The sequence below is a fragment of the Dactylococcopsis salina PCC 8305 genome, from assembly GCF_000317615.1.
Classification (GTDB): domain Bacteria; phylum Cyanobacteriota; class Cyanobacteriia; order Cyanobacteriales; family Rubidibacteraceae; genus Halothece; species Halothece salina.
In genome coordinates, this window is sequence record NC_019780.1 from 1,827,637 (window position 1) to 1,843,212 (window position 15,576).

Genomic DNA, 15,576 nt, shown 5'->3' on the forward strand with positions numbered 1-15,576 from the left:
ATGTTGGGTTTCGTTACCTCCACCCAACCTACTTTTACTGCTTAAGAGGCATATTTCTGTAACAATCGAGTTACCTGATCTACAGACGCACGAGGAGACAAACGAGGTAACACTTCCTCCCCACTGTCCAACTGACGACATAAAACTGGAATCGAATACTGATACGCTTGAAACCAATCCTCACGAGTGGTGATGTCGCGGACTTCTAAACTAAAAGCAACCCCAGTCACTTGTTCTAACTTTTCCTGTAACCCTTCACAAAGATGACAATCGGGTTTTGAATATAAAATCAACTGCATCGCATGACCCCCCAAGATTAGTGTTAAACTATACAAGAGCCAGAAATCTAGTCCCCATAACTCGGTAAAGACTAGAGTTCTAACATTGATAGCACCGTCATTCTAACAAGTGGGTTGCACCCGCTTTTTTTATTGTTCGTTAGTAGGATCATGACACATCCCTTGACTGCCAAAATTGAGGCAATTGCTACCCCGATCGCGGATCACCTCGGCTTAGAATTGGTGGAGATCGCGTTTTTAACCAACGAAAATCCCCCCATCTTACGGGTAGAAGTTCGTAACCCCGAAGATGACACCAGTTTGCATGATTGCGAACAAATGAGTCGCACTCTAGAAGAACAACTTGACCTTACCGCAGTAATTCCAGATGCTTATGTTTTAGAAGTCTCCAGTCCAGGGATATCCGAAGAACTGACACGCGATCGAGAATACATCAGCTTTAAAGGCTTTCCCGTGTTAGTGATGACTAATCCTCCCCACAAAGGAAAAGAACAATGGCGAGGGACACTCAACCGTCGAGACGAAACCACCGTTTACATTAATCAAAAAGGACGCTTAATTAAAATTCCCCGCGACGTGATTCAAAGCGTCAAACTCGACTCAACAGATAACTAAATCCCCATCAATCATTAAGGAGAAAAAACTTATGGCAACTGTTAGCCTCCCGAATTTAGGGAAAATGATTAACGACATTAGCGAAGGACATAATCTTCCCCCTAGCGCTGTAAAAATCGCCCTTCAAGAAGCCTTATTAAAAGGATACGAACGTTATCGCCGTTCTCAAACCCTAGATCGCGATCAATTTGATGATGACTACTTCGATAACTTTGAAGTTCAACTCGACTTAGAAGAAGAAGGGTTTATGGTTCTCGCCACTAAAGAAATTGTGGAAAGCGTTTCTAACTCCGATCATCAAATTGGACTGAAAGAAGTCAAAGAAGTTGCCGAAGAAGCGGAATTAGGAGACACCGTTGTGATTGATGTTACTCCGCAACAAAAAGACTTCGGACGCATGGCTGCCATTCAAACCAAACAGGTACTGATGCAGAAACTCCGTGATCAAGAACGGAAAATGATCCAAGAGGAGTTTCAAGAATTAGAAGAAACGGTGTTACAAGCGCGAGTGGTACGGTTTGAACGTCAATCTGTGATTATGGCGGTGACTAGCGGTTATGGTCGTCCCGAAGTGGAAGCAGAACTTCCCATTAAAGAACAACTTCCCAATGATAATTACCGCGCCAATGCTGCTTTTCGCGTTTATCTCAAAAAAGTCCGCGATGGGGTGGGAAAAGGGCCACAATTAATTGTATCTCGTGCTTCTGCTGGTTTAGTGGCTTACTTGTTTGAAAATGAAGTCCCAGAAATCCAAGATGAAGTGGTGCGGATTGTTGCGATCGCGCGGGAAGCGAATCCTCCTTCTCGTCATGTGGGTTCTCGCACCAAATTAGCCGTAGATACCCTCGATCGAGATATTGACCCCGTTGGGTCTTGTATTGGCGCGAGAGGGTCAAGAATCCAAGCCGTAGTGAACGAATTACGGGGAGAAAAAATTGATGTGATTCGTTGGTCGCCAGACCCCGAAATCTATATCAAAAATGCTCTCAGTCCAGCACAGATTAATCGTGTGGTATTAATGGATACGGAAGAACGCCACGCACAAGTGATTGTTCCGGGTAATCAACTCAGTTTAGCCATTGGGAAAGATGGACAAAATGTTCGTCTCAGCGCTCATCTCACCGGCTGGAAACTTGATATCAAAGAAGCTGGTAAACAGGAAGAAGAAGCAGAAATTGTGGAGGAGTTTTCTCCCGACTCGGAAGCAACAGTAGAAGCGTTGGGAAGTGAATAATCCGTCGTGGTCAAATTGTGAAGGAATCATTAAAATGCAAGGAAGAAGAGAACTTAACTGTTGCGATGAGCAGACAAACAGTTAACTTTTCATTACAAATTATTTGAGCGTGAATTGTTAATTATTAAAGGAGGATCACCGTGTCAACTGAAGTTTTAGATCGACCAGAAATTAAAACGGTTGAGAAAAGCCAAACCGTCCGTAAACCAGCCCCTCGATACCGCGTACTTCTCCATAATGATGATTTTAATGGGATGGAGTATGTCGTCCAAACTTTGTTACAAACTGTTCCCAGTCTCACGCAACCGCAAGCCGTTGATATTATGATGGAAGCTCATAATTCGGGTGTCGCTTTGGTGATTACTTGCGCTCAAGAACACGCTGAATTTTACTGTGAAATGCTCAAAAATCACGGTTTAACCAGTACCATTGAACCAGATGAATAGTTTATGTTTAGGGTTCGCTGAATTAAGCTGAAACCTTTAACCAGCGATCCAGTTACCATTTACTAAAAGAGAGGAAAGAGGAGTGAGTTAACAAACAACAAACAACGAATAACAAATAACGAATAACAAATAATAAATAATAAACTTGATAGATCACTGTATTCAACCGTTACCAGATCAGGTAATTAAACAAATTGCAGCAGGAGAAGTGATTGCTTCTTCTGCTTCTGTTATTAAAGAGTTGGTGGAAAATGCTTTGGATGCCAACGCCACTCGCATTACAATCACGATGAATGCAGAATTGTCTTCCCTACAAGTGGCAGATAATGGGGAAGGGATGAGTCTCGAAGATTTACGTCACTGCGCTTATGCTCATACTACCAGTAAGATTCGATCGACCTCCGATTTGCAAAAAATTGTTACCCTCGGCTTTCGGGGAGAAGCACTCCACAGCATGACTCAAATTGCTTCTTTACAGGTGCGAAGTCGTCCCCATTATCCCACATCAGAAACGGGATATGAGATGAGTTATAGTCGAGGCGGAGAGGTAATTAGCGAGAAAACGATCGCGATCGCACCTGGAACCATTGTCACCGTTTCTGATTTATTTGCCGATTTTCCCGCCCGTCGTCACGCCCTACCGAAGAAATCTCAACAGCTAAAAGCGATTCAGAAAACCATTTACGAAATCGCCATGGCTCATCCCGACCTTACTTGGCAAGTTTATCACGACGATCGGCTTTGGTTACATCTCTCGCCAGTGGAGACTCCCCAACAGTTACTGCCTCAGATTTTATCTCAATTCCAAACCTCTGATTTTCAATATGTTTCTAAGGAGATCAAAACTCCAGACCAAGAAGGACAATCTCGTTTAGAATTATTGCTGGGACTGCCCGATCGCGCTTCCCGTCATCAAAGAGACTGGCTGAAAACAGCAGTTAATGGGCGCTGTGTTCGTTTACCTGAGATTGAACAAACCCTTGTTTCTGGCTTGATGAAAACCCTACCGCGCGATCGATATCCCATTTGTTGGTTACACCTCCACACCCATCCCCACTTAATCGACTGGAATCGGCATCCAGCAAAAACAGAAATCTATCTCTGTCACCTCAAACATTGGCAAGAACAAGTCCAAAATGCCATTAAGGATGCTCTACAGCTAAACTCAAATTCTGTTCCTGAAATCGTCCATAATCGCCGCGTGGGAGAATTATTAAAAGCGGCGGAAGCCAAAGGTGATTATCAAGTGACAGCGACAGAAGAAGAGAAAGGAGAGTTGAGTTTATTTCCATTGCGGGCGATCGCGCAACTTCATCAAACCTACATTGTCGCCGAACATCCCACTGGCGTTTGGTTAATTGAGCAACATATCGCCCATGAACGGATTATTTATGAACAATTACAAGCACAATGGGAACTGGTATCCCATGATCCGCCCTTGATTCTCGATGATCTGTCTTTATCGCAACAAGAACAACTGGAACGTCTTGGCTTGGAAATCGATCGATTTGGGGAAGCAACTTGGGCAATCAGAACCGTCCCGAAAATTTTACAACCGCGATCGGACATTCAAGATGCTATCTTAGAACTCAGTTCGGGTGGCGACTTAGCAACCGCACAAGTAGCAACCGCTTGTCGCAGTGCGATCCGTAATGGAACTCCCCTCAATCCGCAAGAAATGCAGGACATTCTCGACCAATGGAAACAGACTCGTCACCCTCACACTTGTCCCCATGGTCGTCCGATTTACCTCTCCCTCACTGAAACCTCTCTCGCTAAATTTTTCCGCCGTCATTGGGTGATTGGAAAAAGTCACGGAATCTAGACATTTAGCGATTAACAATGAACAATGAACAGTAGAAAATGAGGAAAAACCAGAAATCGGGGAGAAACAGAATGTATAATCCAGATAGCGCGATCGAAGCCATTCAAGCCAGAGAGATTTTAGACTCACGAGGACGACCCACCGTAGAAGCACAAGTGCAGCTTGCCAGTGGCGCGATCGGACTAGCCCAAGTTCCCAGTGGGGCTTCTACTGGCACATTTGAAGCACATGAATTGCGCGACGGTGATCATCGTTATGGTGGGAAAGGCGTTCTCAAAGCAGTAGAGAACATTGAAGAGACCTTATTTCCCGCCTTGATGGACTTAGATGCTTTAGATCAAATGTCGATCGATCGCGCCATGGAAAAAGCCGATGGGTCAGAAAATAAATCGAACTTAGGGGCAAATGCCATTTTAGCGGTTTCTCTCGCCACCGCCAAAGCCGCAGCGGAACATCTCATGCTTCCCCTTTATCGCTACTTAGGGGGACCAATGGCGAACATTTTACCCGTTCCCTTTATGAATGTCATCAATGGCGGAGAACACGCCGCCAATAACATTGACTTCCAAGAATTTATGATTGTCCCCATTGGCGCACCTAGTTTCAGTGAAGCATTGCGTTGGGGTGCTGAAGTGTTTAATGCTTTAAGTAAAGTGTTAGACAGTAAAGGATTACTGACTGGCGTTGGTGACGAGGGAGGATTTGCGCCTAACCTAGAGTCGAATCGATCGGCGCTAGAGATTCTTATATTAGCCATAGAAAAAGCAGGCTATCAACCTGGGGAACAAATCGCTTTAGCCTTAGATGTCGCCGCCAGCGAGTTTTATCAAAATGGAAGCTATGTTTACGAAGGAAGCGAACACACTCCAGAAGAATTAATTAACTATCTCCATGACTTAGCCAGTGACTATCCGATTATTTCCATTGAAGATGGGTTACAGGAAGAAGACTGGGACAACTGGCGTATTCTCACCGAAAAAATGGGATTAAATACACAGTTAGTGGGAGATGACTTATTTGTCACTAATCCCACTCGTCTCCAAAAAGGCATTGATACCGACTCTGGAAACGCGATTTTAATTAAACTCAATCAAATTGGAACGCTGACGGAAACCTTAGAAACCATTGAGTTAGCCCATCGTAACCGTTATAGCTGCATGATCAGCCATCGTTCTGGAGAAACCGAAGACACCACCATTGCGGATTTAGCCGTAGCAACTCGCGCGGGACAAATTAAAACGGGTTCTCTTTCTCGTAGCGAACGGATTGCCAAGTATAATCAGTTATTGCGAATTGAACAAGAACTCGGCGATCGGGCGATTTATGCACCCCTAGCAGGTTTCGGACCTCGTTTCGGTAACGATTAATAAACTAGGAGGGGTCAAAGTTGACCCCTGTAAACTAACTTTGAAGCAAAGATTGAAACTCTTGGAGAGAATTAACTGTCGTCGCTTGTCTTAAAAGCGTTTTCAGGCGAGAAATTTCATTAATTTCCTTCACCGAGTTCATCAGAGAGTTTTCCACCTCACCGAAACGAGTTTCTAAAATTTCTTGGATTCCCTGTTGGAATCCTTCTTGGAATCCCTTCTCTCGTCCTCGACGTTCCCAGCTAGTCATATAACTCATACGAGTTTCTTCCTCAAACTGTTCCATCTCTTGTTCAAACGCAACTTCTAAATCTTGAAGAAAAATCCCGAAAGAAGGAAAGTAAAGCCCGATCGCTTCTTTCTAGGAAGGATCAAACTGAACTGATCGGTATAGTTCACCACGAGGAATTAACTCCCAAGTAAAGATTGAAACTCTTGGAGAGAATTAACTGTCGTCGCTTGTCTTAAAAGCGTTTTCAAGCGAGAAATTTCATTAATCTCCTTCACCGAGTTCATCAGAGACTCTTCCACCTCACCGAAACGACTCTCTAAAATTTCTTGGATTCCCTGTTGGATTCCTTCCTGTATTCCCTCTTCTCTTCCCTCTTTTCGTCCTTCCTGTATTCCCTTCTCTCTTCCTCGACGTTCCCAGCTAGTCATATAACTCATACGAGTTTCCTCCTCAAACTGTTCAATCTCTTGTTCAAACGCAACTTCTAAATCTTGCGGTAATCGCAAGATCCAATCAATCAGTCGGAATAGTTCTAATATATCCTCTCGGCTATAACCTCTCCGATAGAGGTTTTTGACCATCCTCACTTTCTCCTGATAGCGACGGGAGAACTGGTTTCGGGTTTGTTGAGTGGCTAGATGGGCTTCCACAATCACCGCAAAAGGATTGAGACTGGTTCGCAGTGAAGCCATTTCTGTTTGATAATCTAACAATTTCGCGATCGGAAACTCTAATCCAACACGACATCCCCACAACTCACGAGAATAGTTTTGTGGTCGCCAACGGGGTTGATCATCTGCCAAAATGGCTAAACTCACTACGGGTTGACCATAGCGTTGGAAAATCAGTGTATTGTACAGATACATCCGTTGAGCAAATTCAGCTTGAGATTGACTTTGGACTTCAATGTGAATTAACACCCAAGTTTCTTCTCCGTTGTTACGCCAGACTTTTACTAATTTGTCCGTTTGACGATTACCAACACTGGCGTTACGAACAATTTTTTGTAGTTCTTTGTCTAAAAACTCATAGCCCCGTTCCCAGTTAATTTCTTCCCAGATGTGTGGGAAGAAGAAGGAAAGGAAGGGAGGAAAGTATAGCCCGATCGCTTCTTTCCAGGGATGATCGTACTGATCGGTATAGTTCACCACGAGGAATTAACTCCCAAGTAAAGATTGAAACTCTTGGAGAGAATTAACTGTCGTCGCTTGTCTTAAAAGCGTTTTCAAGCGAGAAATTTCATTAATCTCCTTTACCGAGTTAATGACCTCCTCCTCTACCTCACCAAAACGACTCTCTAAAATTTCTTGGATTCCTTCCTGTATTCCTTCCTCTCGTCCCTCTTTTCGTCCTTCCTGGATTCCCTTCTCTCTTCCTCGACGTTCCCAGCTAGTCATGTAACTCATACGAGTTTCCTCCTCAAACTGTTCAATCTCTTGTTCAAACGCAACTTCTAAATCTTGCGGTAATCGCAATATCCAATCAATCAGTCGGAATAGTTCTAATATATCCTCTCGGCTATAACCTCTCCGATAGAGGTTTTTGACCATCCTCACTTTCTCCTGATAGCGACGGGAGAACTGGTTTCGGGTTTGTTGAGTGGCTAGATGTGCTTCCACAATCACCGCAAAAGGATTGAGACTGGTTCGCAGTGAAGCCATCTCTGTTTGATAATCTAACAATTTCGCGATCGGAAACTCTAATCCAACACGACATCCCCACAACTCACGAGAATAGTTTTGTGGTCGCCAACGGGGCTGATCATCTGCCAAAATGGCTAAACTCACCACGGGTTGACCATAGCGTTGGAAAATCAGTGTATTGTACAGATACATCCGTTGAGCAAATTCAGCTTGAGATTGACTTTGGACTTCAATGTGAATTAACACCCAAGTTTCTTCTCCGTTGTTACGCCAGACTTTTACTAATTTGTCCGTTTGACGATTACCAACACTGGCGTTACGAACAATTTTTTGTAGTTCTTTGTCTAAAAACTCATAGCCCCGTTCCCAGTTAATTTCTTCCCAGATGTGTGGGAAGAAGAAGGAAAGGAAGGGAGGAAAGTATAGCCCGATCGCTTCTTTCCAGGGATGATCGTACTGATCGGTATAGTTCACCACGAGGAATTAACTCCCAAGCAAAGATTGAAACTCTTGGAGAGAATTAACTGTCGTCGCTTGTCTTAAAAGCGTTTTCAGGCGAGAAATTTCATTAATCTCTTTCACCGAGTTCATCAGAGAGTTTTCCACCTCACCGAAACGACTCTCTAAAATTTCTTGGATTCCCTGTTGGAATCCCTGTTGGATTCCCTTCTCTCGTCCTCGACGTTCCCAGCTAGTCATATAACTCATACGAGTTTCCTCCTCAAACTGTTCAATCTCTTGTTCAAACGCAACTTCTAAATCTTGCGGTAATCGCAAGATCCAATCAATCAGTCGGAATAGTTCTAATATATCCTCTCGGCTATAACCTCTCCGATAGAGGTTTTTGACCATCCTCACTTTCTCCTGATAGCGACGGGAGAACTGGTTTCGGGTTTGTTGAGTGGCTAGATGGGCTTCCACAATCACCGCAAAAGGATTGAGACTGGTTCGCAGTGAAGCCATCTCTGTTTGATAATCTAACAATTTCGCGATCGGAAACTCTAACCCAACACGACATCCCCACAACTCACGAGAATAGTTTTGTGGTCGCCAACGGGGCTGATCATCTGCCAAAATGGCTAAACTCACCACGGGTTGACCATAGCGTTGAAAAATCAGTGTATTGTACAGATACATCCGTTGAGCAAATTCAGCTTGAGATTGACTTTGGACTTCAATGTGAATTAACACCCAAGTTTCTTCTCCGTTGTTACGCCAGACTTTTACTAATTTGTCCGTTTGACGATTACCAACACTGGCGTTACGAACAATTTTTTGTAGTTCTTTGTCCAGAAATTCATAGCCACGTTCCCAGTTAATTTCTTCCCAGATGTGTGGGAAGAAGAAGGAGAGGAAGGGAGGAAAGTATAGCCCGACCGCTTCTTTCCAGGGATGATCGTACTGATCGGTATAGTTCACCACGAGGAATTAGGGTTTACTGAAAAAGTTCATGTTTTTGGTGTAGTAAGGCAAAAGGCAAGAGGCTTGCATGCAAGAGGGTTGATTAATCGGTAAGATTTCAAAGTTTTGATGCAGGGGTTTGACTATTGAGCGTTCAATTCCCTTGCACTTTTTCAAAGAATTAAGAGCCTTAAAAGCTGATTGGATAAAGGTTTTAGGTTTATTCAGTAAGCCCCAAGTAAAGATTGAAACTCTTGGAGAGAATTAACTGTCGTCGCTTGTCTTAAAAGCGTTTTCAAGCGAGAAATTTCATTAATTTCCCTTACCGAGTTCATCAGAGAGTTTTCCACCTCACCGAAACGACTCTCTAAAATTTCTTGGATTCCCTCCTGTATTCCCTTCTCTCTTCCTCGACGTTCCCAGCTAGTCATATAACTCATACGAGTTTCCTCCTCAAACTGTTCAATCTCTTGTTCAAACGCAACTTCTAAATCTTGAAGAAAAATCCCGAAAGAAGGAAAGTAAAGCCCGATCGCTTCTTTCCAGGGATGATCGTACTGATCGGTATAGTTCACCACGAGGAATTAACTCCCCAGCAAAGATTGAAACTCTTGGAGAGAATTAACTGTCGTCGCTTGTCTTAAAAGCATTTTCAAGCGAGAAATTTCATTAATCTCTTTCACCGAGTTCATCAGAGAGTTTTCCACCTCACCGAAACGAGTTTCTAGAATTTCTTGGATTCCCTGTTGAATTCCTTGTGGGATTCCTTCTTGGATTCCCTTCTCTCGTCCTCGACGTTCCCAGCTAGTCATATAACTCATACGAGTTTCCTCCTCAAACTGTTCAATCTCTTGTTCAAACGCAACTTCTAAATCTTGAAGAAAAACCCCGAAAGAAGGAAAGTATAGCCCGATCGCTTCTTTCCAGGGATGATCGTACTGATCGGTATAGTTCATTTATCTAGTCGAATGACATACCATTGCAAATACTCTCCTTCTCCCACATCAAACTCGCAACTGGTTTCCATGAGATGTTTTGCTTGCGCTTCTACTGTCTCAAACTTAGTTAAGTCTCTGGGAAGTTCATCGGGATGATTTTGTAAAATACCTTTGAGTTTTTCCAGTAATTCTTCTGGACTCATTATTTCTTCGGGTTGGTTGGTTTCGAGGACAACATAAGCGTCCTCTTGATACATAATTGAATCTGGCATAATACAATTTATAATTTTCTTTGGTCTATTTTACTTTATAGGATTTCACACAATATGACTCAAACGAACGCTTCTGATGTGCGTACTGAAAAGGATTCTATGGGAGAACGTCAAATTCCGACTCAGGTTTATTATGGGATTCAAACCTTACGCGCAACTGAAAATTTTCCCATTAGTGGGATTAAACCTTTACCTGTTTATATTGATGCTTGTGTTTTAATTAAAAAAGCAGCTTCGATCGCGCACGGAAAATTAAATTGCATTCCGACCGATGTTAGTAACGCCATTGTCCAAGCTGCGGATGAAATTCTCGACGGACATCTCCGCAATCAATTTGTGGTGGATATCTATCAAGCTGGTGCTGGGACTTCTCACCACATGAATGTTAACGAAGTCCTTGCGAATCGTGCGTTAGAAATTTTAGGGGATGAAAAGGGAAACTATCAACGAGTGAATCCCAATGATCACGTTAACTACGGACAATCTACCAATGATGTGATTCCCACTGCGATTCGGATTGGTGCATTACTCGCACTGCAGCGATCGTTATTTCCTACGCTCAATGACACTATTAACACTTTAGAAGAGAAGGCGATCGAGTTTCAAGACATTGTAAAATCGGGTCGTACTCATCTCCAAGATGCGGTTCCAGTGCGTTTAGGAGAAACGTTCCGCGCTTGGGCGCAAATCTTCCGTGATCATAACACTCGCCTGATCACAGCGGCCAAAGATTTACAAGCATTGGGAATCGGCGGAAGTGCGACAGGAACTGGCTTAAATACTCATCCTCAATATCGCCAAGAAATTGTGAGTTTACTCAGTGACGCGGTGGGCTTACCGTTAACCAGCGCCCCTCATCTCATGGCGGCGATGCAAAGTATGTCCCCCTTTGTTAACGTTTCTGGGGCATTGCGAAATCTTGCCCAAGACTGCGTTAAAATCTCCCATGACCTCCGTTTATTAGATTCAGGACCAAAAACGGGGTTTCGGGAAATTACCCTTCCTCCTGTCCAACCTGGGTCTTCTATTATGCCTGGGAAATATAATCCTGTGATTGCTGAAATGACCTCTATGGTGTCGTTTCAGGTGATGGGATACGATCAGGCGATCGCCCTCGCTTCCCAAGCGGGTCAGTTAGAATTAAATGTGATGATGCCGTTGATCGCTTATAATTTAATTCACAGCATAGAGCTATTAGGGAATACAATAGAAGTGTTGCGCGATCGATGCTTAAAAGAGATTCAAGCCCAGCCCGATCGATGCCAAAATTATGCTGAAGCCAGTTTAGCCCTTGTCACCGCACTGAATCCCCATATCGGTTATCTTAACGCAGCTTCGATCGCCAAAGAATCATTAGCAACGGGAAAATCTCTCCGAGAATTAGTCCTAGAAAAAGAACTAATGAGCGAAGAAACACTAGAAAAAGTGTTAGATTTATTAAAAATGAGTCAACTTCAATAACCGTGAATCATGCCAAAACAAGCCTATTCTCTTCAAATCAGTTTTCACTACAACAATGGCGAAAAAGAATCATTTTTAATCACAGAAACCGCCGATGAAAATGATCCCTATCCTGAATTACGCCAAAGGATTCAAGAACTGATTAGTCAGAAATGGTGTCCCTTACACACCGCAGAAGAAACGATTTATATCAACATGACAAATGTCGATACAATTAGCGTGAAACCAGCATTAGGTGAAAGTGACGAAGAATTATCATTTAAAGAAGCGCAACGGATCACCGCGCTAACCAGAAGTTCTAAAGTTTTATAAGTAGGGCGCAACACGAAAAAGTCCATTGGTTGGTTTAGTAAGGCTTGCATGCAAGTTGCCTTAGGCAAGAGGGTTGATTAATCGGTAAGATTTCAAAGTTTTGATGCAGGGGTGACTCAACTCGATCGCTTTCCTCGTATCTTAAAAGATTTTTCCGATGAATATGAAAAGCCAGTCCATAACAAAGTTTTTGTTGGGTTACGCTTGCGCTTCACCGAACCTACGAGTAAGATGAGATCATTGGGTAACTGTTGATTTTGGTGGGAGTGCGACCGTCTCGATCGCTAGTCTTCTTCTAAGCAGAAATCATCCCATTAATAAGACATTATCAATCACATGAATAATGCCATTATCTGCTTCAATATCAGGAGTAAGGACAGTGGCATTTTTAACTTCAAAGCCATCGGAACAATCTATTTTAATAGATGAACCTTCAATAGAATCCACTGTTTCCGAAGTGGCTAAATCCGCTTTTTTATAGCAACCTGATAACACATGATAGGTCAAAATCCGAGCGAGTTGAGGTGGGTTTTGGACAAGAGTTTGAATCGTTCCTGGAGGAAGTTTCGCAAACGCATCATCCGTCGGAGCAAAGACAGTAAAAGGGCCCTCACTGTTGAGGGTTTCCACCAAATCAGCCGCTTTTACCGCTTGGACTAAAGTTTGAAACGCATCATTATTAACCGCAATCTCGACAATCGTTGGCATCTTTTTTTGTCTCCTCAATTTATAATAAAAAGTTTTCGATCGCTTCCCTGGTTAAATTAGGTTTTTCTAAATGGGGAACATGACCTGATTCTGGTATCCAGACTAATTGACTATCAGCAATTGTATCTTTAAATCGTTGTGCGTCCTTTGTTCCTAAAATTTTATCCTGTTCTCCCCAGAGAATTAAACTCGGTTGCGTAATCTCTTTAATTCTTTGACTTAAAAAATTGTAGCCGCCGCTTTTCGTAAACGAAATTAACGCCTTTGACCAATTAGGATGAGTTAAATGGAGCATCGAACAGATTAACGCATCCTCACTGGCAAAAGTGCGATCGTAATAAGCATTCTCACTAATTTTTTGTCGGACTTTTGTATTACTTAAAAATCCCGCCGCCAATCGATCGAGCGGTGGAATCATCAACTTTCCCATCGCTGGTCCCCCAGCAAACCCCGCGCTATCGAGTAACACCAACTTCGCCACCGTTTCTGGATACGTTAACGTAAAATCGATCGCAACCGCACCTCCCATCGAAGCACCTAGCAACACCATCGGACGTTGAATAAACTGTTGCCAAAACGCATATAAATGGGTTTTAATCGTATCAGGAGTAATCGCAATTTCTGGCACTCGATCGGTGAGACCAAACCCTAAAAAATCCAGCGCGATCGTTTCTGTTACCGAGGAAAGTTTGGGAAACAAGCGACGGAACTCCATTAAAGAACTATCAAAGCCATGGAGGAGTAAAATCGGTAACTCTCCCTCTCCTCCTTGTACATAAGTTGTTTTTACAGGCGTTGAGGAAAGCGAAGTTTCTAAAGGAGTCTGTTGAATCTTTCTGATTAAATCGGTGGAAGTTTCTTCCGTGAGTTTCTCCGCTAGTGGGGGAATAAAAGATGATAAATTACTAGAAATCATTGTCCTCTCATACTCGATCGTTATTTAATACCATCTTAAAAAAGAAGTTACATTTCGTAGGGTTTGCCTTGCCCACCCTACAATCTTTGCTTACAAGTCATGTCCATTACACAAAGCAATTCACTAGGATGATCAATAAGTGCATTCGGTTGACATTTTGCCAAAACCTCTGCGGTATTAAACCCCCAAGTCACTGCAATTCCTTTTACCCCACTTTTTCGCGCCGCTTCGAGATCACGAGTTTCATCTCCCACATAAGCGACCATTTTGGGATCGATATTTTTTTTACGCAAAAGCCGTTTAATTACCTTATCTTTGCCAAAAAGATGAAAGCTACTCTCCACAAAATTAAAGTAATGTAATAACCCATACTGTCTGAGAAATTGACTCGCATTCTCTTCCGAATTAGACGTGATAATTCCTAACTGAAGCTGATTTTTTTTCAACGCTTCTAACGCCAATTCTATCCCATCAATCGGTTGAACCGTTTTCATTTCTTGTCTTAACTCTTGTTTTACCCGTTGCATTAAAAACGGCAATTTCCACAGCGCCACACCCGACTGTTTAATAATTTCTTTTGCCGTTAAACCGCGAAAATGGGCAACTTGTTTTTGCTCTAAAGGAGAAAACCCAAACTCTGGGGCTAAACGGTTCGTAACTGCAATAACTGCGTCTTGTGTATCTGCGATCGTACCATCAAAATCAAAAATAATAATTTTAGTCTTCATTTTTTAAAGATGTATCGGCAGGACTTCAATCCCTATCCTTTTCTAGATTAGCACGAGCATTCCTTCTCCACATCGCTGGTTTAATCCTTCGTAAGGCTGATCCTCGCGTTTTTTGATCCCAAGATTCATCCCGAAGTTGTGCTAATTCAATTAAATTGGGAGCAATATTTTCGGGACGCGGTTGAAAATCATCACAGTCCGTTTCCTTAGCAAATCTTTGATTCCAAGGACACACTTCTTGACAAATATCACAGCCAGCAACCCAATTATTAAGATTGATTTCTTTCGGTAATTCTGCTGCTCGATTTTCGATCGTCTGATAAGCAATACAGCGCTTCGCATTGACCACAAACGGTTGTGGAAACGCATCCGTTGGACAAGCCTCTAAACAGCGTGTACAAGTGCCACAATGTTCAGTGTGAGGCGTATCTGGCGTTAATTCTAAAGTCGTTAAAACTTCTCCTAAAAATACCCAACTCCCATATTCACGAGTAATCAAATTACCATTTTTAGCAATCCAACCTAACCCCGCTTGTTGCGCCCAAAATTTATCTTGTACCGGTCCCGTATCACAATAAAAACGAGCTTGAATTGTTTCTTCTTGTTCTTCCAACCAACACGCCAACGCTTTTAACTTTTTGGTCATCACTTTATGATAATCTCGTCCCCAAGCATAACGAGAAATTTTCCCTTTTTCAGGGTCTTCCGATTGTTGCTCAGGGGTATAATAATTAAGCGCCACAGCAATCACCGATTTAACATTAGGAAGACATTTTTGGAGAGCAAAGCGTTTGGGATTATTCATCCATTCCATGTCAGCATTATATCCAGAAGCCAGCCAATTTTGGAGGCGTTTTTGCGCTAAAATTTGCTCATCATTTTCTGCCGCCGCTACTCCCACTAAATGAAAACCTAAACGTTTGGCTTTTGTTTTAATCTCTTGGCTCGTTAAGACCATTTTTTCTGATTAGTAACTAAGATGGCTCTTCTACAGTGAGTATGATAAATTAATAGTTAAAGTCGAGGCAAAAGGCAAGAGGCAAGAGGCAAGAGTATTTGATAATTTAATTTTTTGATAAGAGCAGAAATCATTCTAGTTTCTTCTTTTAAGTTATTAATAATATTTTTTATATTTTTAAGTCGAAATCAACCTACTATTGCGGATCAAAGAAGATGAGT

At 42.6% G+C, this 15,576-nt stretch carries 19 protein-coding genes; 7 read left to right on the forward strand and 12 right to left on the reverse strand.

Annotated elements, in window-relative coordinates; translation table 11 throughout:
• Window positions 1–41: 41 nt before the first annotated feature.
• Window positions 42–299, reverse strand: a complete 258-nt coding sequence (locus DACSA_RS09010) for a glutaredoxin family protein (protein ID WP_015229453.1) — start codon at window positions 297–299, stop codon at window positions 42–44.
• A gap of 150 nt (window positions 300–449) precedes the next feature.
• Here DACSA_RS09010 and rimP point away from each other — a divergent pair, with 150 nt between their 5' ends.
• The 5 genes from rimP to eno all read left to right on the forward strand — a co-directional run bounded on the left by rimP (window position 450) and on the right by eno (window position 5,786).
• Entirely contained in the window at window positions 450–914 is a 465-nt protein-coding gene (gene rimP / locus DACSA_RS09015) for a ribosome maturation factor RimP (RefSeq protein WP_015229454.1), read from the forward strand.
• Window positions 915–945: 31 nt separating this feature from the next.
• Entirely contained in the window at window positions 946–2,148 is a 1,203-nt protein-coding gene (gene nusA / locus DACSA_RS09020; protein WP_015229455.1) for a transcription termination factor NusA, read from the forward strand.
• Between the two features lie 140 nt (window positions 2,149–2,288).
• Entirely contained in the window at window positions 2,289–2,594 is a 306-nt protein-coding gene (clpS, locus tag DACSA_RS09025; RefSeq protein WP_015229456.1) for an ATP-dependent Clp protease adapter ClpS, read from the forward strand.
• 148 nt (window positions 2,595–2,742) lie between these two features.
• Window positions 2,743–4,419 carry a DNA mismatch repair endonuclease MutL gene (gene mutL, locus DACSA_RS09030; RefSeq protein WP_041235783.1) on the forward strand — a complete coding sequence of 559 codons (1,677 nt, stop codon included), beginning with the start codon at window positions 2,743–2,745 and terminating at the stop codon, window positions 4,417–4,419.
• A 71-nt stretch (window positions 4,420–4,490) separates the two neighbouring features.
• Window positions 4,491–5,786, forward strand: a complete 1,296-nt coding sequence (gene eno / locus DACSA_RS09035; protein WP_015229458.1) for a phosphopyruvate hydratase — start codon at window positions 4,491–4,493, stop codon at window positions 5,784–5,786.
• A gap of 34 nt (window positions 5,787–5,820) precedes the next feature.
• Here the strand turns inward: eno and DACSA_RS09040 are convergent, their stop codons facing one another.
• The 7 genes from DACSA_RS09040 to DACSA_RS09070 form a co-directional block, all read right to left on the reverse strand.
• Window positions 5,821–6,072, reverse strand: coding sequence for a hypothetical protein (locus tag DACSA_RS09040; protein ID WP_051017297.1), 252 nt, complete (start codon window positions 6,070–6,072; stop codon window positions 5,821–5,823).
• Between the two features lie 122 nt (window positions 6,073–6,194).
• Window positions 6,195–7,169: an RpnC/YadD family protein gene (locus tag DACSA_RS09045; protein ID WP_015229459.1), complete on the reverse strand. Its 975-nt coding sequence runs from the start codon at window positions 7,167–7,169 to the stop codon at window positions 6,195–6,197.
• 6 nt (window positions 7,170–7,175) lie between these two features.
• Window positions 7,176–8,138 (reverse strand): RpnC/YadD family protein, encoded by a 963-nt coding sequence (locus tag DACSA_RS09050; protein WP_015229460.1) that lies wholly within the window; start codon window positions 8,136–8,138, stop codon window positions 7,176–7,178.
• 6 nt (window positions 8,139–8,144) lie between these two features.
• Window positions 8,145–9,083 carry an RpnC/YadD family protein gene (locus tag DACSA_RS09055; protein WP_015229461.1) on the reverse strand — a complete coding sequence of 313 codons (939 nt, stop codon included), beginning with the start codon at window positions 9,081–9,083 and terminating at the stop codon, window positions 8,145–8,147.
• Between the two features lie 203 nt (window positions 9,084–9,286).
• The gene (locus DACSA_RS09060; protein ID WP_156800736.1) at window positions 9,287–9,637 is read right to left on the reverse strand and encodes a hypothetical protein; all 351 of its coding nucleotides are present in this window, start codon (window positions 9,635–9,637) and stop codon (window positions 9,287–9,289) included.
• A gap of 9 nt (window positions 9,638–9,646) precedes the next feature.
• Window positions 9,647–10,018, reverse strand: a complete 372-nt coding sequence (locus tag DACSA_RS09065; RefSeq protein WP_015229463.1) for a hypothetical protein — start codon at window positions 10,016–10,018, stop codon at window positions 9,647–9,649.
• Entirely contained in the window at window positions 10,015–10,272 is a 258-nt protein-coding gene (locus DACSA_RS09070; RefSeq protein ID WP_015229464.1) for a chlororespiratory reduction protein 7, read from the reverse strand. Before DACSA_RS09070 ends, DACSA_RS09065 begins: the two co-directional genes overlap by 4 nt.
• Window positions 10,273–10,326: 54 nt before the next feature.
• Here DACSA_RS09070 and DACSA_RS09075 point away from each other — a divergent pair, with 54 nt between their 5' ends.
• Window positions 10,327–11,733 (forward strand): aspartate ammonia-lyase, encoded by a 1,407-nt coding sequence (locus tag DACSA_RS09075; protein WP_015229465.1) that lies wholly within the window; start codon window positions 10,327–10,329, stop codon window positions 11,731–11,733.
• Between the two features lie 9 nt (window positions 11,734–11,742).
• Complete coding sequence (locus tag DACSA_RS09080) at window positions 11,743–12,045, forward strand: hypothetical protein (RefSeq protein WP_015229466.1); 303 nt, start codon at window positions 11,743–11,745, stop codon at window positions 12,043–12,045.
• 306 nt (window positions 12,046–12,351) lie between these two features.
• On the opposite strand, the gene DACSA_RS09085 is transcribed toward DACSA_RS09080, so the two are convergent.
• The 4 genes from DACSA_RS09085 to queG form a co-directional block, all read right to left on the reverse strand.
• The gene (locus tag DACSA_RS09085; protein ID WP_015229467.1) at window positions 12,352–12,753 is read right to left on the reverse strand and encodes a fasciclin domain-containing protein; all 402 of its coding nucleotides are present in this window, start codon (window positions 12,751–12,753) and stop codon (window positions 12,352–12,354) included.
• A 19-nt stretch (window positions 12,754–12,772) separates the two neighbouring features.
• Window positions 12,773–13,669, reverse strand: a complete 897-nt coding sequence (locus DACSA_RS09090; RefSeq protein ID WP_015229468.1) for an alpha/beta fold hydrolase — start codon at window positions 13,667–13,669, stop codon at window positions 12,773–12,775.
• Between the two features lie 77 nt (window positions 13,670–13,746).
• The gene (locus DACSA_RS09095; RefSeq protein WP_015229469.1) at window positions 13,747–14,397 is read right to left on the reverse strand and encodes an HAD-IA family hydrolase; all 651 of its coding nucleotides are present in this window, start codon (window positions 14,395–14,397) and stop codon (window positions 13,747–13,749) included.
• A 25-nt stretch (window positions 14,398–14,422) separates the two neighbouring features.
• On the reverse strand, window positions 14,423–15,355 hold the full coding sequence (gene queG, locus DACSA_RS09100; RefSeq protein WP_015229470.1) for a tRNA epoxyqueuosine(34) reductase QueG: 933 nt from the start codon (window positions 15,353–15,355) through the stop codon (window positions 14,423–14,425).
• Window positions 15,356–15,576 lie beyond the last annotated feature (221 nt).

Bases quoted from the DNA above. Each gene is read 5' to 3' on its own strand.
- DACSA_RS09010 (WP_015229453.1), bottom strand. From the start codon at position 299: ATGCAGTTGATTTTATATTCAAAACCCGATTGTCATCTTTGTGAAGGG.
- rimP (WP_015229454.1), top strand. From the start codon at position 450: ATGACACATCCCTTGACTGCCAAAATTGAGGCAATTGCTACCCCGATC.
- nusA (WP_015229455.1), top strand. From the start codon at position 946: ATGGCAACTGTTAGCCTCCCGAATTTAGGGAAAATGATTAACGACATT.
- eno (WP_015229458.1), top strand. From the start codon at position 4,491: ATGTATAATCCAGATAGCGCGATCGAAGCCATTCAAGCCAGAGAGATT.
- DACSA_RS09040 (WP_051017297.1), bottom strand. From the start codon at position 6,072: ATGGAACAGTTTGAGGAAGAAACTCGTATGAGTTATATGACTAGCTGG.
- DACSA_RS09065 (WP_015229463.1), bottom strand. From the start codon at position 10,018: ATGAACTATACCGATCAGTACGATCATCCCTGGAAAGAAGCGATCGGG.
- DACSA_RS09070 (WP_015229464.1), bottom strand. From the start codon at position 10,272: ATGCCAGATTCAATTATGTATCAAGAGGACGCTTATGTTGTCCTCGAA.
- DACSA_RS09075 (WP_015229465.1), top strand. From the start codon at position 10,327: ATGACTCAAACGAACGCTTCTGATGTGCGTACTGAAAAGGATTCTATG.
- DACSA_RS09080 (WP_015229466.1), top strand. From the start codon at position 11,743: ATGCCAAAACAAGCCTATTCTCTTCAAATCAGTTTTCACTACAACAAT.
- DACSA_RS09085 (WP_015229467.1), bottom strand. From the start codon at position 12,753: ATGCCAACGATTGTCGAGATTGCGGTTAATAATGATGCGTTTCAAACT.
- DACSA_RS09090 (WP_015229468.1), bottom strand. From the start codon at position 13,669: ATGATTTCTAGTAATTTATCATCTTTTATTCCCCCACTAGCGGAGAAA.
- DACSA_RS09095 (WP_015229469.1), bottom strand. From the start codon at position 14,397: ATGAAGACTAAAATTATTATTTTTGATTTTGATGGTACGATCGCAGAT.
- queG (WP_015229470.1), bottom strand. From the start codon at position 15,355: ATGGTCTTAACGAGCCAAGAGATTAAAACAAAAGCCAAACGTTTAGGT.